19 protein-coding genes and 2 pseudogenes are annotated in these 19,402 nt (G+C 72.4%); 9 read left to right on the forward strand and 12 right to left on the reverse strand.

Translation table 11 applies throughout. The annotated features are described in order from the left end of the window. Positions 1-76: 76 nt before the first annotated feature. The 5 genes from OTB20_RS10225 to OTB20_RS10245 all read right to left on the reverse strand — a co-directional run bounded on the left by OTB20_RS10225 (position 77) and on the right by OTB20_RS10245 (position 3,585). Positions 77-775, reverse strand: coding sequence for a DUF4191 domain-containing protein (locus OTB20_RS10225; protein ID WP_267758541.1), 699 nt, complete (start codon positions 773-775; stop codon positions 77-79). Positions 776-785: 10 nt separating this feature from the next. Beyond that, on the reverse strand, positions 786-983 hold the full coding sequence (locus OTB20_RS10230; RefSeq protein WP_267758543.1) for a hypothetical protein: 198 nt from the start codon (positions 981-983) through the stop codon (positions 786-788). Positions 984-1,274: 291 nt separating this feature from the next. Next, positions 1,275-2,222 carry a lipoyl synthase gene (gene lipA / locus OTB20_RS10235; RefSeq protein WP_267758544.1) on the reverse strand — a complete coding sequence of 316 codons (948 nt, stop codon included), beginning with the start codon at positions 2,220-2,222 and terminating at the stop codon, positions 1,275-1,277. 120 nt (positions 2,223-2,342) lie between these two features. Then, entirely contained in the window at positions 2,343-3,143 is an 801-nt protein-coding gene (gene lipB, locus OTB20_RS10240; protein WP_267816575.1) for a lipoyl(octanoyl) transferase LipB, read from the reverse strand. An 88-nt stretch (positions 3,144-3,231) separates the two neighbouring features. Then, positions 3,232-3,585 carry a hypothetical protein gene (locus tag OTB20_RS10245; protein ID WP_267816577.1) on the reverse strand — a complete coding sequence of 118 codons (354 nt, stop codon included), beginning with the start codon at positions 3,583-3,585 and terminating at the stop codon, positions 3,232-3,234. Positions 3,586-3,757: 172 nt separating this feature from the next. On the opposite strand from OTB20_RS10245, the gene OTB20_RS10250 reads away from it, so the two are divergent. Next, on the forward strand, positions 3,758-5,212 hold the full coding sequence (locus OTB20_RS10250) for a regulator (RefSeq protein ID WP_267816579.1): 1,455 nt from the start codon (positions 3,758-3,760) through the stop codon (positions 5,210-5,212). A gap of 138 nt (positions 5,213-5,350) precedes the next feature. Here the strand turns inward: OTB20_RS10250 and OTB20_RS10255 are convergent, their stop codons facing one another. The 3 genes from OTB20_RS10255 to OTB20_RS10265 all read right to left on the reverse strand — a co-directional run bounded on the left by OTB20_RS10255 (position 5,351) and on the right by OTB20_RS10265 (position 8,726). Beyond that, a complete protein-coding gene (locus tag OTB20_RS10255; RefSeq protein ID WP_267816581.1) occupies positions 5,351-6,601 on the reverse strand; it encodes an FAD-dependent oxidoreductase in 1,251 nt (416 codons plus the stop codon). A 168-nt stretch (positions 6,602-6,769) separates the two neighbouring features. Further along, positions 6,770-7,672 (reverse strand): TIGR01777 family oxidoreductase, encoded by a 903-nt coding sequence (locus OTB20_RS10260; RefSeq protein WP_267816583.1) that lies wholly within the window; start codon positions 7,670-7,672, stop codon positions 6,770-6,772. A 385-nt stretch (positions 7,673-8,057) separates the two neighbouring features. Continuing rightward, a complete protein-coding gene (locus OTB20_RS10265) occupies positions 8,058-8,726 on the reverse strand; it encodes a VIT1/CCC1 transporter family protein (RefSeq protein ID WP_267816585.1) in 669 nt (222 codons plus the stop codon). 112 nt (positions 8,727-8,838) lie between these two features. On the opposite strand from OTB20_RS10265, the gene OTB20_RS10270 reads away from it, so the two are divergent. Further along, positions 8,839-9,984: a PP2C family protein-serine/threonine phosphatase gene (locus tag OTB20_RS10270; protein ID WP_267816587.1), complete on the forward strand. Its 1,146-nt coding sequence runs from the start codon at positions 8,839-8,841 to the stop codon at positions 9,982-9,984. A gap of 241 nt (positions 9,985-10,225) precedes the next feature. Here the strand turns inward: OTB20_RS10270 and OTB20_RS10280 are convergent, their stop codons facing one another. Further along, entirely contained in the window at positions 10,226-10,489 is a 264-nt protein-coding gene (locus OTB20_RS10280; RefSeq protein ID WP_267816589.1) for a hypothetical protein, read from the reverse strand. 106 nt (positions 10,490-10,595) lie between these two features. Here OTB20_RS10280 and OTB20_RS10285 point away from each other — a divergent pair, with 106 nt between their 5' ends. Both OTB20_RS10285 and OTB20_RS10290 read left to right on the forward strand, forming a co-directional pair. Further along, positions 10,596-11,009: an ArsC/Spx/MgsR family protein gene (locus OTB20_RS10285; RefSeq protein WP_267816591.1), complete on the forward strand. Its 414-nt coding sequence runs from the start codon at positions 10,596-10,598 to the stop codon at positions 11,007-11,009. A gap of 72 nt (positions 11,010-11,081) precedes the next feature. Beyond that, a pseudogene (locus OTB20_RS10290) lies at positions 11,082-12,061 on the forward strand (IS5 family transposase). 19 nt (positions 12,062-12,080) lie between these two features. Here OTB20_RS10290 and OTB20_RS10295 read toward each other — a convergent pair. Next, complete coding sequence (locus OTB20_RS10295; protein ID WP_267816593.1) at positions 12,081-13,010, reverse strand: 2-dehydropantoate 2-reductase; 930 nt, start codon at positions 13,008-13,010, stop codon at positions 12,081-12,083. Then, complete coding sequence (locus OTB20_RS10300; protein WP_267816595.1) at positions 13,007-13,714, reverse strand: NADPH-dependent F420 reductase; 708 nt, start codon at positions 13,712-13,714, stop codon at positions 13,007-13,009. Before OTB20_RS10300 ends, OTB20_RS10295 begins: the two co-directional genes overlap by 4 nt. Before the next feature lie 208 nt (positions 13,715-13,922). Here OTB20_RS10300 and OTB20_RS10305 point away from each other — a divergent pair, with 208 nt between their 5' ends. Further along, complete coding sequence (locus OTB20_RS10305) at positions 13,923-14,495, forward strand: hypothetical protein (protein ID WP_267816597.1); 573 nt, start codon at positions 13,923-13,925, stop codon at positions 14,493-14,495. A gap of 16 nt (positions 14,496-14,511) precedes the next feature. Here OTB20_RS10305 and OTB20_RS10310 read toward each other — a convergent pair whose 3' ends face one another. After that, positions 14,512-15,441, reverse strand: a complete 930-nt coding sequence (locus OTB20_RS10310; RefSeq protein WP_267816704.1) for a Gfo/Idh/MocA family protein — start codon at positions 15,439-15,441, stop codon at positions 14,512-14,514. Positions 15,442-15,691: 250 nt separating this feature from the next. Here OTB20_RS10310 and glnII point away from each other — a divergent pair, with 250 nt between their 5' ends. The 4 genes and pseudogenes from glnII to OTB20_RS10330 form a co-directional block, all read left to right on the forward strand. After that, the gene (glnII, locus tag OTB20_RS10315; RefSeq protein WP_267761422.1) at positions 15,692-16,711 is read left to right on the forward strand and encodes a glutamine synthetase; all 1,020 of its coding nucleotides are present in this window, start codon (positions 15,692-15,694) and stop codon (positions 16,709-16,711) included. Positions 16,712-16,834: 123 nt separating this feature from the next. Further along, positions 16,835-17,761 carry a DUF6891 domain-containing protein gene (locus OTB20_RS10320; protein ID WP_267816599.1) on the forward strand — a complete coding sequence of 309 codons (927 nt, stop codon included), beginning with the start codon at positions 16,835-16,837 and terminating at the stop codon, positions 17,759-17,761. A gap of 368 nt (positions 17,762-18,129) precedes the next feature. Beyond that, a complete protein-coding gene (locus OTB20_RS10325) occupies positions 18,130-18,723 on the forward strand; it encodes a winged helix-turn-helix domain-containing protein (protein ID WP_267816601.1) in 594 nt (197 codons plus the stop codon). 251 nt (positions 18,724-18,974) lie between these two features. Further along, a pseudogene (locus OTB20_RS10330) lies at positions 18,975-19,382 on the forward strand (protein kinase domain-containing protein); the annotation flags it as partial. Between the last annotated feature and the right edge of the window lie 20 nt (positions 19,383-19,402).

A 19,402-nucleotide genomic window follows, 5' to 3' on the forward strand; every position in this document is an offset into this window, starting at 1 on the left:
ACTTGAAGAGCATCAGGTCGTCGGCCCGGGGCGCCCCTCTCTGCGTTGTATACGAAAGGCGGATAAGAAAAGCGGATCAGCGCATCTTTCCGCCGCGCGGCATGCGCATCCCCTTGGGCATCGGGCCCTTCGGGATCGGCATGTTGCTCAGCAGGTCACCCATGGCCCGCAGCTTGTCGTTGACCTGGGTGATCTGGGGCCCGGAGAGCACGCGGGGCAGCTTCATCAAGGTCGTACGGACCTTCTTGAGCGGCACCTCGCCCTCGCCCGTGCCCACGATGAAGTTGTGGACCGGGATGTCGGGCATGATCCGGGCCAGCTTCTTCTTCTCGTTCGCGAGCATGGGCTTCACCCGGTTCGGGTTGCCCTCCGCGATCAGGACCACGCCGGCCTTGCCCACGGCACGGTGGACGATGTCCTGCTGCTTGCTCATCGCGACGGCGGGGGTGGTGCTCCAGCCCCGGCCCACGTTGTCCAGTACGGCCGCGGCCGCACCGGGCTGTCCCTCCATCTGTCCGAAGGCGGCCGTCTCGGCCCGCCGTCCGAAGATGATCGCCATCGCCAGGAACGCCACCAGGAAGCCCAGAATGCCCAGGTAGACCGGGTGGTCGATCAGGAAGCCGATCGCAAGAAAGACACCAAAGGTGACGATTCCCACGCCCGCGACGATCAGACCGACCTTCGGGTCCGCCTTGCGCGTCATCTTGTACGTCAGGGCGATCTGCTTCAGTCGCCCGGGGTTCGCAGCAGTCTCTGCGTTTGACTTCCTCGCCATGAAGCGAAGTTTACGTGGCCTTCTCGGTGCGGGTCGCCGCGGCCTCGAGTACGTGCTCGGTTTCGACCCGGTCCTTGGCCCTGCGGCGGTCTTCGAGGACGGCCGTCCAGGCGTTTCGCCGGGCGCCGCTCATGAGCAGCGACTCCAGGCCGCGGACGGCGTCGGTGAAGGACGGGATGGCGGTGGCGCGTACGGGCGCGGCCTGCATGATGTCGAGCCTTTCACGGAGCTGACGTCGGGAGGTGCCAAGCGTGTGCGGCGCAGCGTGTGTGCGGTGCGTCGAGCAATCGTCACTGACTGGTGTTACCAGGGGATGACCGACCGGTCAAACAGTGATGAAACCTTGATGCGGCCCGCCGGGCCTTCCGAGGAAGAGCCTAGGGGCCGCATCGGTGCGGTGTTACCCACAGGTAAGACTTTGTGCGCGAGTTCACATACCTCTGGCCTCACGCGTTCCGCGTGCCACGCACGCATCAGACGCTCGCCCGGGGCGATCGTCTCAGACGGTCGCTCGCTTCTCCATCGCCTGCTGGTAGAGCCGGCCGGCGCGGTACGAGGAACGCACCAGCGGACCGGACATGACTCCGGAGAAGCCGATCTCCTCGGCCTCCTGCGCCAGCTCCACGAACTCGGCCGGCTTCACCCAGCGCTCGACGGGGTGGTGGCGCGGCGAGGGCCGCAGGTACTGGGTGATGGTGATGAGCTCGCAGCCCGCCTCGTGGAGGTCCTTCAGCGCCTGGCTGACCTCCTCGCGCTCCTCGCCCATGCCCAGGATCAGGTTGGACTTGGTGATGAGGCCGTAGGCCCGCGCCCGGGTGATGACGTCCATCGAGCGCTCGTAGCGGAAGCCGGGGCGGATCCGCTTGAAGATGCGCGGCACCGTCTCGATGTTGTGGGCGAAGACCTCGGGGCGGGAGGCGAAGACCTCTTCCAGCAGCTCCGGGACCGCGTTGAAGTCCGGGGCGAGCAGCTCGACCTTGGTCTGGCCGCTCTCGCGGCCCGCCGTCTGCTGGTGGATCTGGCGCACGGTCTCCGCGTAGAGCCAGGCACCGCCGTCCGCCAGGTCGTCGCGCGCGACGCCCGTGATGGTGGCGTAGTTCAGGTCCATCGTGACGACGGACTCGCCGACGCGGCGGGGCTCGTCCCGGTCCAGCGCCTCGGGCTTGCCCGTGTCGATCTGGCAGAAGTCACAGCGCCGGGTGCACTGGTCGCCACCGATGAGGAAGGTGGCCTCGCGGTCCTCCCAGCATTCGTAAATGTTCGGACAGCCGGCTTCCTGGCACACCGTGTGCAGTCCTTCGCCCTTCACCAGGGCCTGCATCTTGGTGTACTCGGGACCCATTTTCGCCCGGGTCTTGATCCACTCGGGCTTGCGCTCGATGGGGGTCTGGGCGTTACGGACCTCGAGGCGCAGCATCTTGCGTCCGTCGGGTGCGACTGCGGACACGACCGGCTCCCTGTGACTTCGATTCTTCGGCGCCCACCAGGGTACGCCCGTAATTTCATACGCTCTTACGTCGGCCAACCTGCGGGCGGCCGGGCCCATTCCCAGGACCGGGCGCGAGCCCTACGAACCCACCGCGGGCTCGATCTCCCGCGGCCGCGGCTCCGCCTGCTCCAGTACGTCCTTCAGGTGCCCCTCGATCACCGGCAGCACCTCGGCGATGGTGATCTCGCGGCCCAGCTCGTACGAGAGCGAGGTCACACCGGCGTCCCGGATCCCGCAGGGGACGATCCGGTCGAACCAGGTGTTGTCGGGATTCACGTTGATCGCGAAACCGTGCATGGTGACGCCCTTGGCGACCCGGATGCCGATGGCGGCGAGCTTGCGGTCCTCGCGGCGCTGGCCGGCGTTGGACGGGGCGTACTCGGGGCCGTTCAGCCGGGGGTCGAACTCCTCGTCGTGCAGCCGCGGGTCGAAGTCCAGCGAGAGGCCGCCGATCTTCGGACGCTCCTCCACCGGGTCGCCGAGCACCCAGACCCCGCTGCGCCCCTCGACGCGGGTGGTCTCCAGGCCGAACTCGGCGGCAGTGCGGATCAGCGCGTCCTCCAGGCGGCGGACGTGGGCGACCACGTCCACCGGACGTGGCAGCTTCATGATCGGATAGCCGACCAGCTGGCCCGGTCCGTGCCAGGTGATCTTGCCGCCGCGGTCCACGTCCACGACGGGCGTGCCGTCGAGCGGGCGCTCGCTGTCCGCGGTGCGCCGGCCGGCCGTGTAGACCGGCAGGTGCTCCAGCAGCAGGCAGGTGTCCTCGATCTCGTCCGCGAAGCGGGCCGCGTGCACGCGGCGCTGCTCTTCCCAGGCCACCGTGTACTCGACGGCCTCCGGGCCGAAGCCCATGCGGACAAACCCAAGCTCAGCCACCGCGGCGCCTCCTCGTTGAACCTGCCGACGAACTTGCTGTGTGCACCTATCGCACCAAGCAAGGGTACGGCGGCCCCGGCGCGCCCCGTCAGCCGCCCGTCCCGGCCTCCGCGACGAGCTCGGGCTCCGGGGGTCCGAGCAGCTGTTTCGGCCGCCTGCGCCCCCTCGGCCGGTCCGGGTCCTCGTCCGCCCGGGGCAGTCTGCGGTGCCCTTCGGAGTGGTCGTTCACCCAGCCGCAGACCCCGCACGCGTAGCGCCCGTCGAGGCCCGCGATGTAGGTCCCGCACCGCCGGCACTCCGCCTCCGTCAGCTCGGGCGCGGCCAGCTCGGGGACGGGCGGCTCGGGGACGGGCGGCGAGGCCGTGGCTTCTGCATGGCTGCCGTCGCCGTCGGGGCGCTCGCAGCTGCCGGGGGGAGGAGCCCCGGTGGGCCGGCGGGTCATGGCCGCAGCGTACGCGGGTGGAGGGGGTCAGTCCGTAAAGAGACCCACCGGTTCTGCACACGATCGGATGAATGTGGGACAGAGAGGGCGGTGTGGGCGGAGTTCGCCGCTACATTCACGCCGTTCACAGGGCCGGGTCTCCGGTCCGTCACGTCAGGAGACCGTGGAGCCGATGACGGAACGACCTGCCCAGCGCGTCCCCAACCGGCAGCTCTCGGCACTGATCGCCGAGGCCGGGTTCTCCAACGCCGGGCTCGCCCGCCGCGTCGACCAGCTCGGTCTGGAGCACGGTCTCGACCTGCGGTACGACAAGACCTCCGTGACCCGCTGGCTGCGCGGGCAGCAGCCGCGCGGCACCACCCCGGCGCTGATCGCGGAAGTGTTCACCCGGCGCCTGGGGCGGCGGCTGTCGGCCCAGGACCTGGGCCTGGACGCGTGCGCCCCGGTGTACGCGGGGCTGGAGTTCGCGGCCACCCCCGAGGAGGCCGTCGACATCGCGAGCGGGCTGTGGCGCAAGGACTCCGGTTCGCACGCCGAGCTGCGCAAGATCGCCTTCACCCCCGCCGGGCTGGTGGTGCCCAGCCGCGACTGGCTGATCGGGCGGGCCGACGAGCGGGTGGGCCGGGGTGCGGAGCAGGCCGCGACGCGCGTCCCCGAGCAGAGCCGTCCCCTGCCCGGCCGGGCCTCGGTGCCCCGGCAGCGGCAGATCGACCGCGGGCCCGGGCAGCGGGTGACGGGCGGTGACATCGCGGCGCTCAGATCGGTGGGCGAGCTGTTCCGCACCCTGGACCACGCCTACGGGGGCGGCCACGCCCGCCAGGCCCTGGTGCGGTACCTGGAGCACGAGGCCGAGCCGATGCTCCGCGGCACCTACGGGGAGGCCACGGGGCGCCGGCTGTTCTCCGCCGCCGCCGATCTGACCCGGCTCGCGGGCTGGACCTCCTACGACATCGCCGCGCACGGGCTCGCCCAGCGGTACTTCGTGCAGGCACTGCGCCTGGCCCAGGCGGCCGGGGACCGGCCGTACGGGGCGTACGTGCTGATCACGATGAGCCAGCAGGCGGTCTACCTCGGCCACGGCCGGGAGGCCGTGCAGCTGGCCCGGGTGGCCCAGCAGGGCGTGGGCTCCGGGCCGCCTGCGGTGGTGCAGGCGCTCCTGCACTCGGCGGAGGCACGCGGGCACGCGGTGCTCGGGGAGGTCAGGGCGTCTACGGCCTCGCTGGTGCGGGCCGAGCGGGCGCTGGGCGCGGCCCGGCCGGGGGACGACGTACCGCACTGGGCGCGCGACTACGACGAGGCGCAGCTCGCGGACGAGTTCGGGCACTGTCACCGGGACCTGCAGCAGTACCGGGCCTCGGCGCAGCACGCGGAGCGGTCCTTGCAGCTGCGGGCGCCCTCCTACGCGCGCTCGCGGCTGTTCTGCCGGGTGGTGCTGGCCTCGGCGCGGCTCGGGCTGGGCGAGCTGGACCAGGCGTGTGCGCTGGGTGCGGAGGCGGCGCAGCAGGCCATGGAGATGCGGTCGGTGCGGGCGGTGGAGTACGTACGGGACTTCGAGCGGCGGCTGGAGCCGTACCGGGACGCGTCGGCCGTGCGGACGTACCGGGACCGGGTGGCCGCGCTGTCCTGATGTCCGACGCGCCCCGCGCACGGTTCGGCCCCTGGGGGCCTCACCGGCTTCGGGGCGCTGCGCCGGACTCCGTCCGGCGGCCGGGCGCGGGCCCCCGGGGGCCCGGTACCGGTCGGGACCGGGCCCCGGCTCCCGGTCTCAGGCCGCCATGGGCAGGGCCGCCTCCGGGACGGCCGGGACGGGGATGCCGAAGTCGCGCAGGAGGGCGGCGGCGGCGCGGCGGGCCGAGCGCAGGGCCCCCTCGACGGTGTTGGTGTCCCGGTGGTCGCCGCACACGTACAGCCCGGCCAGTACCCGGACCGTGCGCCGGGTGTCGTGCGGCGGCGGCATGGCGGGTACCGCCTCGGGGGTGTGGTGGACGGCGAGGAGCTCCCAGTCCCGGGTCGCGGTCTCGTAGAGCCGGGCCAGACGGGAGGCGACCGTGCGGGTGGGTGGCGGCGGGCCGAGCACGGTGGTGGTGACCAGGCTGCGGCCGGCCGGGGCGCGCGTCGGGTCGACGGCGCTCATCACCGCGGTGTGGGCGACGGGCCAGTCCGGGTCACCGTCCAGGAGCAGCGAGCCGTCCCAGGGCAGCGGCGTGGTGGTGGCGTGGTGCAGCACGGTCACCTCGTGGAAGGCGGGCACGCGCAGGCCCGGGAGCAGTTCGGCGGCCGCCCGGGCGCCGGTGGCCAGGACGGCCGAGCGGCAGCTGAAGTCTCCGTGCTCCTCGGTGGCGACCAGGTTGGTGGCCACGGAGCGGACCCGGACCCCGGTGCGTACGGTGCCGGGCGGCAGCCCGGCGGCGAGCAGTCGGGGCAGGGCGTCGGCGCCGCCTTCGGGTACGGCGAGGCGGCCGCGCGCGAAGGTGCGCAGGGCCAGGTCGGCGACGCGGCTGGAGGTGGTGAGTCCGGGGTCGCGCAGGAGCGCGGCGAGGAGCGGGCGCAGCGTCGTACCGAGGCTCCGGGAGCTCAGGGCGGCGTGCGCGGTGCGCTCGGGGCGGGCCAGGAGACGTTCCTCGGGCAGCGCGGCGAGGCGGGCGAGCGCCGCGCCGATCCGGGCCTGGTCGAGGGATCCGCTGGTCAGGGCGCGGGCGGGGGTGAGGGCCCCGGCGCGCAGCGTTCTGCCGTCGGTGTGGACGAGGGCGCCGGGCGCGAAGGGCTTGAGGACCAGGCCTTCCAGGCCCGGGGTGCGGGCCGGCTCGGTGTAGGCGGTGTTGAGGAACTGGCCGATCCGGTCGAGCCGGAAGCCGTCCGCCGTCTCGGTGGCCATCCGGCCACCGGGGTCGTCGGCGCCCTCCAGGACGATGACCGTGACGCCGGCCGCGATCAGGTGGTGCGCTGCCGCGAGTCCGGAGACTCCGGCTCCTACGATGACCACGTCCGCATGGTGTGCGTGTGCGCTGTTGAGCACGTGCCCCTCCCCGAGGTCGGCCCAGCTGTGTGGGGAACCTCCTTCCCCCAACGGGGTCGAGCGGAACCCGAGTTGGGCGGACCATTACGGGTGATGCGGTCAACTCCGGTCGCACGGCGGTCGCATTCGGCTCACGTACGGTCGCACGCGCGCGGCGAATGCTCCCCCTCAGGCCTCAGGGCCGCCGAGCGCCGCCCTGATGGAATCCTCGATGCCGGGGTACCGGAAGACGAACCCGGACTCCAGCAGCCGGGTGGGGCGCACCCGCTGGCTGCCCAGCACGTCCTGGGCGAACTCCCCGAGCACCACGCGCATCACCGGCGCGGGCACGGCGAACACCGCCGGGCGGTGCAGGACCCGGCCCATCGCGGCGGTGACCTGGCGGTTGGTCAGGGGCTCGGGGGCGGTCAGGTTCACCGGCCCGGTCAAGGCGGGCGTGTCGATCAGGTGGCGCAGGGCGGCGATCTCGTCGTGCATCGAGATGTGCGACCAGTACTGGCGGCCGTTGCCGAGCCGGCCGCCGATGCCGGCCTTGAAGATGGGGAACAGCTTTCCCCAGGCCCCGCCCTCGGCGGCGACGACCAGTCCCGTACGGGCGAACACGGTCCGGATCCCGGCGTCCCGGGCGGGCGCGGCGGCGGCCTCCCACTCGACGCAGACCTCGGGAAGGAACCCCTCGCCGGCCCGGGAGCCCTCGTCGACCGTGCGGTCTCCCGTGTCGCCGTAGTACCCGATGGCGGATCCGCAGACCAGCGTCGCGGGCGGGTCGGCCATGGCGGCGACGGCCGAGGCGATGGCGGCCGTGCCCTTGACCCGGCTGTCGCGGATCTCCCGCTTGTACGCGGCCGTCCAGCGGTGGTCTCCGACCCCCGCCCCGGCGAGGTGCACGACGGCTCCGCACCCGGCGAGCCCCTCCGGGTCGACGTACCCCCGCTGCGGGTCCCACCGCGCCTCCTCGGGGCCTTCCGGGGTTCGCCGCACGAAGCGGACGAGATCGTGTCCGTCGGCCTTCAGTGACCGCCCGAGGGCGCTGCCGATGAGCCCGGTGGCACCGGTGACTGCGATACGCATGCCCCCATCTTCGCAGCGGAGCCCCGGCGGGGTGCTGTCCGGCGCCGGTTGCCCGCGCCTCAATCGCCGACGAGGCTGAAGGCGTCGCCTCAAACGCCGGCGGGGCTGGATTCTGGCCGCCGCCGGCCTGGATGCATGGGCGGAACCTGGAGCTGCCCGCGGGAGGCACGGGCTCCGGGGCGAGCCCCAGGGGCCTTCCAGCCCAGCCCCAGGTCCTTTCAGCCGCCCGGCGTTTGAGGACCGGGATCCGGGGCGGAGCCACAGGATCTTTCAGCCCGCCCGGCGCTTGAGGACCGGGGTCCGGGCAGCGCCCGGGGAACGGGGGAAGGGCGGGTAGGGGACGAGCCCGCGCAGCGGAGAGCCGGGGGCGGCCGGGTTCCGGCGGTCAGGTGGCTGCGCCCAGCCAGGTGCCGACCGCGTAGGTCACGGTCATGGCCAGGGCGCCACCGGCGACGTTGCGCAGGATCGCCCGGGCCACGGGCGCCCCGCCCAGCCGTGCGCTGAGCACCCCGCACAGGGTCAGGGACAGCAGCACCGCGACCACGGTCACCGGCACCCTCCCGGAAGCCCCCGGCAGGACGATCGCGAGCAGCGGCAGCAGCGCCCCCACCGTGAAGGCCACCAGGCTCGCCGCCGCCGCGTGCCACGGATTGGCCAGTTCGTCGGGGTTGATCCCCAGCTCCACCCGCGCGTGGGCCCGTAGCGCGTCCCGCTCCGTCAGCTGCTCTGCCGCCTCCCGAGCCACCGGCTCGCTCAGCCCCCTCTGCACGAGCAGCCCCGTCAGTTCCTCCAGCTCTTCCTGGGGGGAGTCCGCCAGCTCCCGCCGCTCCAGGTCCAGCGCGGCCTTCTCCGAGTCCCGCTGGGAGCTGACCGACACGTACTCCCCCGCCGCCATCGACAGCGCGCCCGCGAGCAGCCCGGCGACGCCGGCCGCCAGGATCGCCGTCCGCGAGGTCGTGGCCCCGGCGACGCCGACGACCAGGCCCGCCGTGGAGATGATTCCGTCGTTCGCGCCGAGCACCCCCGCGCGCAGCCAGTTCAGCCTGGTACTCATCTGCGCGCTCTGCGTCGCGCCATCCGCTTCCGTCACGCCACCACTGTCGCGGCCGCGGCCGCAAGGAGCCACCCGGCGTGCGCCCCTCCCCCGTCGGGATCAGGGTGGAGGGGTGAGACGCCGACGCGAGGAACCGGGCTGGCCGCGCGGGGCGCCGCCGCCGCGCTGGGCCCGCCTCGCGCCTGCGGTGGCGCTGGTGGTGCTGGTGTTCGTGCAGAGCATCACCCCGGGCGATGTCGAGCTGGGCTACTTCCTGGCCGGACTCCCGCCGGTGGCCGCCTTCGCGTACGGGGCCACCGGGACGGCCCTCTTCGCCGCGACGGTGCTCGTCCTCGTCGGCCTGCCCTCGCTCGGCATCGCCCATGCCCGGGGCTCCGACCTCGCGACGGTCGCGGCGATCGGCCTGCTCAGCGTGGTGGTCGCCTGGGTCCGAAAACGCCGTGACGCCCAGCTGGTGAGCGTGCGCACCGTCGCGGAGGCGGCGCAGCTCGCGGTCCTGCCGCCCGTCCCCGAGCGGGTCGGCGCGGTCGGCTGTGCGGGCCTGTACCGAGCGGCGCAGCACGGCACCCTGGTCGGCGGCGACCTGTACGACGTACGGGCCGGCCCCTACGGAGTGCGTGCGCTGATCGGCGACGTCCAGGGCCACGGCCTGGCCGCCGTCGGTACGGTGGCCTCGCTGCTCGGCGCCTTCCGGGAGGGGGTCCTGGACGACGTGGAGCTCACGACGGTGGCGGCCCGGCTGGACCGGCGGCTGCTCGCGGACTCGGCGGCCGTGGAGCATGCGGAGCTCTTCGCGACGGCGGTGCTGCTGGAGTTCCCGCCCGGGCTGGACCTCGTACGGATCGTCTCGTGCGGCCATCCCCCGCCTCTGCTGCTACGGGGCTTCACGGTCTCGGAGGTCGACGTGGCCCCGGGGCCTCCGCTCGGCTTGGGCTTGGCCGGTCCCACCCCGGCGGCGCCGGCCGAGATCCCGGTGATCCCCGGGGACCGGCTCGTGATGTACACCGACGGGGTGACCGAGGCCCGCGACGCGGCGGGGAACTTCTACCCGCTGGCCGCGCGGATGCCCGTACTGGCGACGGATCCGGCGGGGCTGGCCCCGGCGGTGTGGCGGGACTTGCGGTCCTTCACCGGGGGCGGGCCGCGCGACGACGTGGCACTGCTGGTGCTGTCCCTGGACGGGGACCGGGACGCACTCCGGGGCGGGGGCCGAGGTGGAAACCGGGGCGGGAAACGGCCCGGCGCCGGCGCGCGATGACCACGCCGTACCGAACCCATGATCAAACGATGACAGGCCCGGCGCGGACGAGATCGTCAGCACCGTGCAGGAGCAGCTGAAGACCAAGGGGCCGACGATCCTCGTGCACGGCGGGGGCGGCGACCGCTCCCAGTCCGTCGAGGCCCTCGAAAAGCTGCTGCCGTGGCTCCAGGAGCAAGGGCTACGGCTTCGGCTTCCCGAAGGTCCCCGAGGCGGGCTGGGTCCGGCCGGTGCGGGCCGCCTACCCGGCGTCGCGGATGAAGGAGCGGACCAGCTTGCAGGTGACGTTCGACGGCCGGCGGATGCCCGTCCGGACGGCCATCGCACGGATCTTGCGGTTGGTGGCGCGCTGTACGTCATACGTGCCCGAGTCGAGCAGGGATATCGCCAGCCGCATCGCCTTGAGGCGCCGGTTGTGGCTCTCGTACCACTCGCGAGGCAGCCCCGCGGGCAGCGGCTTCTTCTTGACGGGCTCGATGGTGTGCAGGGTCATGGCAGTGGCCATCTACAGCCTCCCAAACGGTAGTTGGCGTCCTGTCCTTCTCCTTTGATTTTACCGGTGACCACTGACAAAGGACCTGGCCAGACGCCGCCTCGCTAAGCTTTCCGGCATGGAGATCTGGATCAACCCCGCCTGCTCGAAGTGCCGTAGCGCGCTGGCCCTGCTGGACGCGGAGGGCGCCGAGTACACCGTCCGCCGCTACCTGGAGGACGTGCCCTCCGAGGCCGAGATCCGCGAGGTCCTGGGCCGGCTGGGCCTGGAGCCCTGGGACATCACCCGCACCTCGGACCCCCTCGCCAAGGAGACCGGTCCGGGGGTCCCCCCGGACGGAGTCTGGGGGAGGGACCTGCCGCGCGAGGAGACCGAGGAGGCCCGCGGCCGCTGGATCAGCCACTTGGCGGCTCATCCGAAGCTGATCCAGCGCCCGATCATCACGGCCGAGGACGGCACGGCGGTGGTGGCCCGCTCGGAGGAGGCCGTCCGCGAGGCCCTCTCCCGCACCTCCACCGCCGGCGCCCCCTAGGGCCTGTGTGATGTCGTGATCAGTTCTTGAGTTCTGTGCTCTTCGTGGGGTGGATTCGATAGGACTGTGGTTGTGACTCGCAGGCAACTCACCCATGCCCAGTGGAAGTTCATCGAGCCATACCTGCCGATCGGTAGGTATGGCCCGTACCCCGAGCGGCTGCGGGAGCAGTTCGAGGGGGTGATCTGGCGGTTCCGGTCCAGCGGTCAGTGGCGGGAGATGCCTGCCGAGTTCGGCCCATGGGCCACCGTCTACGGGCGTTTCCGGGTCTGGCGGAACGCCGGCGTGTTCTCCGCCCTCCTGGAAGGCCTGATCGCCGAGGCCGCCCGCGCCGGACGGAGCGACTTGTCGCTGGTCAGCGTGGATTCCACAACGGTTCGCGCCCATCACGACGCCGCGGGCATGCGCGTCAGCAAGCACCTCATGGACGCCCTGGAGGAAGCCGCACAGGAACATGAGACCGCCCGGCAAAAAGGGGCGGACCGGAGGAACAGAACGGACAGGCCGAGCGCCGGCGCGTCCGGCGCAGACACAAGCTCCGCCTGAAGGAAGCCCTGCTCGGCAGATCCAGGGGCGGGCTGACCAGCAAACTCCACCTCGCCGCGGACCGCAGATGCCGCCCACTCGCACTGGTCCTGACCGTTGGGCAGGCCGGGGACAGCCCGCAGTTCATCCCCGTGCTCAAGCGGGTTCGAGTCCGCTTGCCTGTCGGTCGTCCTCGCAGCAGGCCCGGCGCGGTCGCCGCGGACAAGGCCTACTCATCCCGCGGCAACCGCGCCTACCTGCGCAAACGCAACATCAAGGCGGTCATCCCAGAGAAGAGGGACCAAGCCGCCAACCGGAGGAAGAAGGGCGCCCGAGGCGGCCGACCCGTCAGCTACGACGCAGACCTCTACAAAGAGCGGAACACCGTCGAGCGCCTGATCAACAAGCTCAAGGCCTGGCGAGGCATCGCCACTCGCTACGACAAATCACCCGAGAGCTACCTCGCCGGCGTCCATCTCCGTGCCGCAATGATCTGGATCGACGACCTCCTGAAGACCCCCGACTGATCACGACATCACACAGGCCCTAGGGCTGCCCGGCCGACACCCGCCGCTGGTTGACCCGTAGCTGCAGGGCGGCGAGGTCGAGGAGCGGAGTGGGCACGGCGAGGGATCGGGCCCGGGCGGACAGGTCGCCGAGGACGTGCTCGACCTCGGTCGGGTGACCGGCGAGCAGGTCCCGGTACATCGACGGGGTCAGCGGCGAGTCCGGTGCGGCCAGCGTCCGCGCCGTGAAGGCGAGTTCGGATTCGGGCACCGGATGCCCGGAGGCAGCCGACACGGCGGCCGCCTCCGCGAGGACGGCGAGGCCGAACTCGGTCCCGCCGGGCACGGCGTTGACCTCGCCGACGGCTCCCCTCGCGAGGGAGGTCACCGCCGCCAGGGTGGTGATGAAGACCCACTTGTGCCACATGGCGCCGATGATGTCGGGCACGTGGGGGGTGTCGATCCCCGCCCCGGCCAGTACCTCGCGCACGGCGTCCACCCGCGCGGAGGGACGGCCGTCCCGCTCACCGGTGAGCACCACGGCGGGCGGCGCCAGGCGGACGATGTCGCCGTGCTCGTTCAAGGTGGTGACCACCTTGGCCACTCCGCCGAGCACCGCCGCGTCCCCGAACCGGTCCGCGAGGTGGTCGAGGTGGGCCATTCCGTTGAGCAGGGGCAGGATCGCCGTCCCGGGGCCGACCGCCGGAGCGAGGTCCCGGACGGCCGCCTCGAGGGAGGTGGACTTCACCGACAGCAGGACGAGGTCGTACGTCCCCGCCAGCGCGTCGGCGGTGACCAGGTGCGGGGCCAGCGCGATCTCCTCACCCGGCCCGCTCACCCGGAGTCCTCGCGCACGCAGGGCCTCGGCCCGCCGTGGGCGCACCAGGAAGGTGACGTCCCGGCCGGCCCGGGCCAGGCGCGCGCCGAAGTAGCCGCCCGCGGCGCCGGCTCCGACCGTCAGGATCCTCATTCTGCGGAGCCGGCCGGACGGACGGCCTTCGCCAGGGCGTCGCGGATCGCCGCCGCGTCGGCGACGGATCCCGGGTCCTGGGCGAGGCCGCCCGGGCGGGCCAGGTCCTCGGCGTACGGGTGGACGTACACGGGGGTATCGCGCTGGAAGCGCCAGCTCTCGGCGAGGGTCCCCGCGTCGACCGCGTCGTAGCCGAGCAGGTCGAGGAGGCGGGTGGCGGACGCGCGGGCCGCCGGGTCCTCGCCGGCGATCGGCAGGGCCGACCGGTCCGGGGAGCCGGCCGGGCGGGCGAGGAGCAGCAGGTGGTTGAAGTAGATGTTGTTGAAGGCCTTGACGACCTGCGCCCCGGACAGGTGTTCCTGGACGAGCGCGCTGGTGGTGGTCTCCTCCGCCTCCAGGGCGGGGAAGAGCCCATCCCGCTGGGGGTAGTAGTTGAGCGTGTCGAGTACGACCTTCCCCGCCAGCGCGTCGGCGGGCAGCTCGCGGTAGTTCCCCAGCGGGATGGTGGCTACCACCCAGTCGCCGGCGGCGGCCGCCTCGGCCGGGGTGGCGGCCCGGGCCCGCGGGCCGAGTTCGGCGACCAGGCCGTCCAGGGTCTGCGGTCCCCTGGAATTGCTGAGTACCACGTCCAGCCCCGCGTCCACGGCGAGCCGTGCGAGGGTGCCTCCGATGTTGCCGCTTCCGATGAGTCCAAGAGTTGCCATGCGGGGTTCAAGTCGCCAGCGCACCAAGGTATTCCGCCGCTGCGCCACCGGGGTGGGGCGCCCTGCGCCTGTCACCTCGCCTGTCACCGCGCCCGCCCCCGTGCCCGCCCCCGTGCCCGTCCCCGTCACGGCCTTCATCCCGACCTCATCCCGCGCCTCGTAGGGTGGGGACAGCACAAAGAGGACTTACCGCAACAAAGGATCCGTCGTGAACGAGCAGCAGCACCCGCGGCCCACCGTGCCCGCCATGCCCGGCGAGCCTCCGGCGGGGCCGGTCGCTCCGGCGCCTGCGCTCCCCCCGCCCCGGCGCGGCGCCGACTGGATGTTCGGCGGGGTGTACGGGACCGTCCTCGCGTCCGGGCTGCTGGCCGCGCTCGACCAGAAGGGCGGGGAGTACACCCCCTTCTACGACGCCAGCTGGGTGCTCGTCACCGCCGCCACCGCGGGGCTCGCGCACGGGTACTCCCACCACATGAGCACCCATCAGCCCGGTTCCGCGGGACACCGGTGGCGGATCCTGGGGCGGGCACTGTGGAACGAGTGGCCCATGATCGCGGCCACTCTTCCCACGGTCCTGCTCCTGCTCACCGCCGGGCTCGCCGACTGGGACTCGCACGGGGTCACGGCCATCGGGCTCGGCGTGAACACCGCGATGCTCTTCGCCTGGGGCGCCTTCGTGGCCCTGCGGGTCGGCTACAAGCTCGCCTCGGCGCTGCTCATCGGCGTCGCCGACGCCACGATCGGACTGGCCGTCATCGTGGCCAACGCGCTCATCAAGTAGCGGCGCCCCCGAGGGCTCACACCGGCAGCTGCCCGTCCGCCTCCGCCAGGATCTCCGTCAGCCTGGCCCCGAACTCCGCCCCCCGCACGTCCGGGACCCCGGTACGGGCCGAGGCGAGCAGTGCGTCCAGGGCGCGGCCGTAGGCCCCCGGGACGTCTCTCCACTCCGGCAGGCCGAAGACGCCGGCGGTCCCGCGCACTTCCAGCCCCACCCCGGCGGCCGCGCTCGGGGCACTGAGGCTGAGTACGGCGGTACTGGCCGCGCCGGAGCTGTGGCGCAGGGCCAGCTGGACCACGTCGGCGGGCCCGCGGGTGGCGCTGACCTCGGTGACGTCGCCGAGGATCGGAATGAGTACGGACAGGGCGTGCGGGCCCACGTCCCACAGCCCGCCCTTGGCCCTGCGCCAGGGCGAGTCGGCGTAATCACCGGGTTCGCCGTCGGGCGCGAAGACCGCGCCGAGCCAGTGCGCGGCACCGGTGAACCAGCCCGTGCGCTCCGCCTGCTCCGCGACCCAGCCGGCGCTCGGCTCGGCGAAGCGCAGCGTGAGGAAGACGACGGAGGCGACCCCGTGCTCGGCCACGGCCTCGGCGACGGCGCGGGCGTCGGCCGGGGTCGTGGCGACGGGTTTGTCGAGCAGCAGATGGCAGCCGGCGGCGGCCGCGCGCACGGCGAGCGGGGCCTGTACGTCGGGAGGGAGGGCGAAGGCCACGGCGTCACAGTCGGCGAACAGCGCGTCGGTGTCTTCGTACACCTTCACGCCGTACTCGCGCGCCAGTTCGGCCGCGGCTTCGGGGCGCCGGCCCCAGACTCCGACGAACTCGAAGCCGGTGTGCGCGGCGAGGGCGGGGGCGTGCGTGCGGCAGGCCCAGGGGCCGGTGCCCAGCAACCCGACCCGGAGGGGGGGCCCGGAAGCGGCCTCAGAGGCGGCATCTCCGGCGGACGTCACATCGTACGAAATGCTCACCCGCCCAGTCTGCCCCACTCGTACGGGTGTTCCGACGCCAACCCGCACAACCACCACAGCCTGCGATGCAAACCTCGGTAACACGGGGTTCACACACGGGCAACGGAAGAGAAATCGCGAGCGGGCACGCTGCGGTCTACACCGCAGAACGAATTCGCAAGCCGCGAACCGCAGGACGCAGCGCAGCATCCGCAGAGTCTGCGCCGGAGCGACGCACCGAAGGATGGGGCCCGTGAGCTACAAGGCTGAGTACATCTGGATCGACGGAACCGAGCCGACTGCGAAGCTGCGTTCCAAGACCAGGATCCTGGCGGACGGCGACGCGCTGCCGATCTGGGGCTTCGACGGTTCGAGCACCAACCAGGCCGAGGGCCACGCCTCCGACCGCGTACTGCAGCCGGTGTTCTCCTGCCCGGACCCGATCCGCGGCGGCGACAACGTCCTCGTCATGTGCGAGGTCCTGAACATCGACATGACCCCGCACGAGTCGAACACCCGCGCGCTGCTGCGTCCGATCGCCGAGAAGTTCGGGGCCCAGGCCCCCATCTTCGGCATCGAGCAGGAGTACACCTTCTTCGACGGCGCCCGCCCGCTCGGCTTCCCGGTCAACGGCTTCCCGGCCGCGCAGGGCGGCTACTACTGCGGCGTCGGCTCGGACGAGATCTTCGGCCGTGACATCGTCGAGAAGCACCTGGACCACTGCCTCGCGGCGGGCCTGGCGATCTCCGGCATCAACGCCGAGGTCATGCCCGGCCAGTGGGAGTTCCAGGTCGGCCCGGTCGGCCCGCTGGAGGTCTCCGACCAGCTGTGGATCGCGCGCTGGCTGCTCTACCGCATCGCCGAGGACTTCAACGTCTCCGCGACGCTGAACCCGAAGCCGGTCAAGGGCGACTGGAACGGCGCGGGAGCGCACACCAACTTCTCCACGAAGGCGATGCGCGAGGACTACCGCGCGATCATCTCCGCGTGCGAGTCCCTGGGCGAGGGCAGCAAGCCGCTGGACCACGTCAAGCACTACGGCGCGGGCATCGACGAGCGCCTGACCGGGCTGCACGAGACGGCCCCGTGGAACGAGTTCAGCTACGGCGTCTCGGACCGCGGCGCCTCCGTCCGCATCCCGTGGCAGGTGGAGAAGGACGGCAAGGGCTACATCGAGGACCGCCGCCCGAACGCCAACGTGGACCCGTACGTGGTGACCCGCCTCATCACGGACACCTGCTGCACCGCCCTGGAGAAGGACGGTCTGGTCTAGGACCTCCCCTCCACACTCGTACGATCCGGCGCCCGCCGGGCCCCGTGGCCCGGCGGGCGCCGGCGTTCCACTCGGCACGCCCCTCCCGGCAGCCGTGTCAGACCCGTCTGACACGGTGTCCGCATGCTGCCGATCAGAGTCCAGACCGCGCACGGCCGTTCCTACGAGCGCCCCTCTATGCCCTTCCTGTCCGAGCTGGCGGGGCGCCTCGGCGCGGACGAGAACGATTTCCTCATCGTGGAGCGGATCGCGAGCGACCCGGAGGTCTTCATCCAGGTCGCGTACGACGGTGCCGGCGCGTACCAGCTGGAGCACCGCGCCGGTTCCCACGACCGTCATTTCCAGACCCACCTCCCCACCGCGGCCGAGGTCGTGGAGGTCATGGCCCGCTGGGCCCGCCAGGAGAAGGGCTGGGACCTCGGCCCGGTCTGGGAGCGGCTCGAATTCGCCGCCGAGGAGCCGGCGGAGCCGCTGCCGCCCGAGGTGGAGAGGCAGCTGGAGCAGGCCGTACGGGGCTGGTTGCGCGGCGGTTACCACGACCGGGCGACCCTCACCGAGAGCGCCGAGGACCACCTGGTCGACGGTACGGTCCGGCCGGTGTCCCGGAAGCAGGCCGCGCAGCTGGTGACCCGGCTCTGGCGGGAGCGGGTCGCCGAGCAGGCCGGCTGGGTGGGTGAGACCGACCCGGAACGGCTGGCGCGGGCCTTCGCCTCGCTCGGCGAAGCCGGGATCACCGCGCGGGAGAACTTCGCCTGCTGCCGCGGCTGCGGTCTGGCGGAGATCCGGGGCGACGGCCCGCCGGACGCGCGCGGGTTCGTCTTCTTCCACTCCCAGTGCACGGAGGGCGCCGCCGACGGCGGGGACCTGTACCTCTTCTACGGGGGCTTCGCCACCGGCGACGACGCGGCCGACGAGGCGCGGACCGCCGCCGTGGGCCGGGAGGTGGTGGCGGCTCTCGACGGGGTCGGGCTGGCCTGGGGGTGGGATGGATCCGCCCACGATGCGATATGTGTGACGGGTCTGGACTGGCGGAGGCGGCTGACCGGTTGACGGTTTGTCGGGATTGCAGTACTCCGTTCACCCCATGATCACGGAATATGAGATTCCGATCCACCAGATGAGACAGGGGTCTGCCCCGGTGCCCTCGCATCTGCTTGAATGGCGACATGGCCAGCCACTCGTACACCTCGACAGGTCGCAGCGACCTCGAACCGTTCTGGCCTTCCCGTCAGGATCACGATTTCGACCGGGTGTGTTGCCGCGCGAAGAACGCGCCGGCCCTCTAAAGCCTCCGGGATCTCCAACCGAACTTCCCCGTCGAGGCCTTCGGTCTGCGCGGTACGACACAAGACGCCGCATGCGCGACGCATGCACGCACGTCTCCTGCCGGCCACTCCGCGTGAAAGAGCTGACCACTCATGGCGAACACCCGTTCCTTCGCTTCCGCCACCTCCGCTGCGACCTATCCCCTGGCCTACCCGGCCTTCCCGCCCAGTCCGCGCCACCGCCTGCGGTCCGTGGACCGCGACGAGGTGGCCCGCGTCGCGGACTTCCTTCCGCCCGGCGCCACCTGGCTGCCGGCTCCCGCGCACACCCTGCCAACCCTGCCCGGCCAGCCGCCGATGGTCGGCTACCTGCTGCTCGTACCGGCCGACCAGCAGCCGCCGATCGCCTTCTCCCCGCAGTCCGTACCCGCCGCCCCGACGGCCGGCGCGGCGGCCGTCACCGGCGACTCCCTGGTCCGCATCGACCCCGCGCAGCGCACCGCCGAGGTGGACGGCGAGGTCCTGGACCTGACGTACCTGGAGTTCGAGCTGCTGGCCCACCTGGTCGCGCACCCGCACCGGGTACACAGCCGCGACCAACTGGTGACCACCGTCTGGGGCTACGGCCACGTCGGCGACGGCCGTACGGTCGACGTCCACGTCGCGCGACTGCGCCGCAAGCTGGGCGCCGCCCACCGCGGCGCGATCCAGACCGTACGCCGGGTGGGGTACAAGTACGCCCCCTGACCGAGCCGGCGCACCGGCGTTCCCGTACTCACGAGGGGGAGTGCGGGACCGCCCACGCGCCTCGGCGGCCGGGGCTCAACTGACCGCGCTCCAGGCGGCTTTCCGCAGGCCAGCGCCGTCCGCCCCGGGGCGCTGTCGTAGGCCTCGCAGCCGTGGCTACCGGAATCGGCGGCATACTTGCCCCACTTGAGCCCCAGGACCCCCGCGAGGCAGCCGGCTACCGGCTGACCGCCCGGATCGGCGAGGGCGGCATGGGCACCGTCTACCTCTCGCACACGCGCGGCGGGCAGCCCGTCGCGTTGAAGCTGATCCGCCGGGAGTTCGGGCAGGATCCGGACTTCCGACGCCGCTTCGAGCAGGAGGTGCGGGCCGCGCGACGGGTGCAGGGCTACCACCTCGTTCCGGTACTCGACCACGACACGACAGGCGCCTCGCCCTGGCTCGCCTCGGTCTTCGTACCGGGCCTGTCGCTGCACGACGCCCTGAACGCCTACGGTCCACTCCCGCTGCCCGCCGTCTTCCAGTTGATCGGCTGCACGGCGCGGGCCCTCGGCTCCATCCACTCCGCGGGGGTCGTGCACCGCGCCCTGAAGCCCGCCAACCTCCTGCTCGGCGCGGCCGGGCCGTACGTCATCGACTTCGGGATCGCCCGGGCCGCCGACAGTACGCAGCTCACCCG

It is taken from the genome of Streptomyces sp. H27-H1 (genome assembly GCF_026627445.1).
Classification (GTDB): domain Bacteria; phylum Actinomycetota; class Actinomycetes; order Streptomycetales; family Streptomycetaceae; genus Streptomyces.

Excerpts from the sequence above, each read along its gene's own strand:
- OTB20_RS10225 (WP_267758541.1), bottom strand. The coding sequence starts at position 775 with ATGGCGAGGAAGTCAAACGCAGAGACTGCTGCGAACCCCGGGCGACTG.
- OTB20_RS10230 (WP_267758543.1), bottom strand. The coding sequence starts at position 983 with ATGCAGGCCGCGCCCGTACGCGCCACCGCCATCCCGTCCTTCACCGAC.
- OTB20_RS10245 (WP_267816577.1), bottom strand. The coding sequence starts at position 3,585 with ATGACCCGCCGGCCCACCGGGGCTCCTCCCCCCGGCAGCTGCGAGCGC.
- OTB20_RS10250 (WP_267816579.1), top strand. The coding sequence starts at position 3,758 with ATGACGGAACGACCTGCCCAGCGCGTCCCCAACCGGCAGCTCTCGGCA.
- OTB20_RS10260 (WP_267816583.1), bottom strand. The coding sequence starts at position 7,672 with ATGCGTATCGCAGTCACCGGTGCCACCGGGCTCATCGGCAGCGCCCTC.
- OTB20_RS10265 (WP_267816585.1), bottom strand. The coding sequence starts at position 8,726 with ATGAGTACCAGGCTGAACTGGCTGCGCGCGGGGGTGCTCGGCGCGAAC.
- OTB20_RS10280 (WP_267816589.1), bottom strand. The coding sequence starts at position 10,489 with ATGGCCACTGCCATGACCCTGCACACCATCGAGCCCGTCAAGAAGAAG.
- OTB20_RS10285 (WP_267816591.1), top strand. The coding sequence starts at position 10,596 with ATGGAGATCTGGATCAACCCCGCCTGCTCGAAGTGCCGTAGCGCGCTG.
- OTB20_RS10295 (WP_267816593.1), bottom strand. The coding sequence starts at position 13,010 with ATGAGGATCCTGACGGTCGGAGCCGGCGCCGCGGGCGGCTACTTCGGC.
- OTB20_RS10300 (WP_267816595.1), bottom strand. The coding sequence starts at position 13,714 with ATGGCAACTCTTGGACTCATCGGAAGCGGCAACATCGGAGGCACCCTC.
- OTB20_RS10320 (WP_267816599.1), top strand. The coding sequence starts at position 16,835 with ATGCTGCCGATCAGAGTCCAGACCGCGCACGGCCGTTCCTACGAGCGC.
- OTB20_RS10325 (WP_267816601.1), top strand. The coding sequence starts at position 18,130 with ATGGCGAACACCCGTTCCTTCGCTTCCGCCACCTCCGCTGCGACCTAT.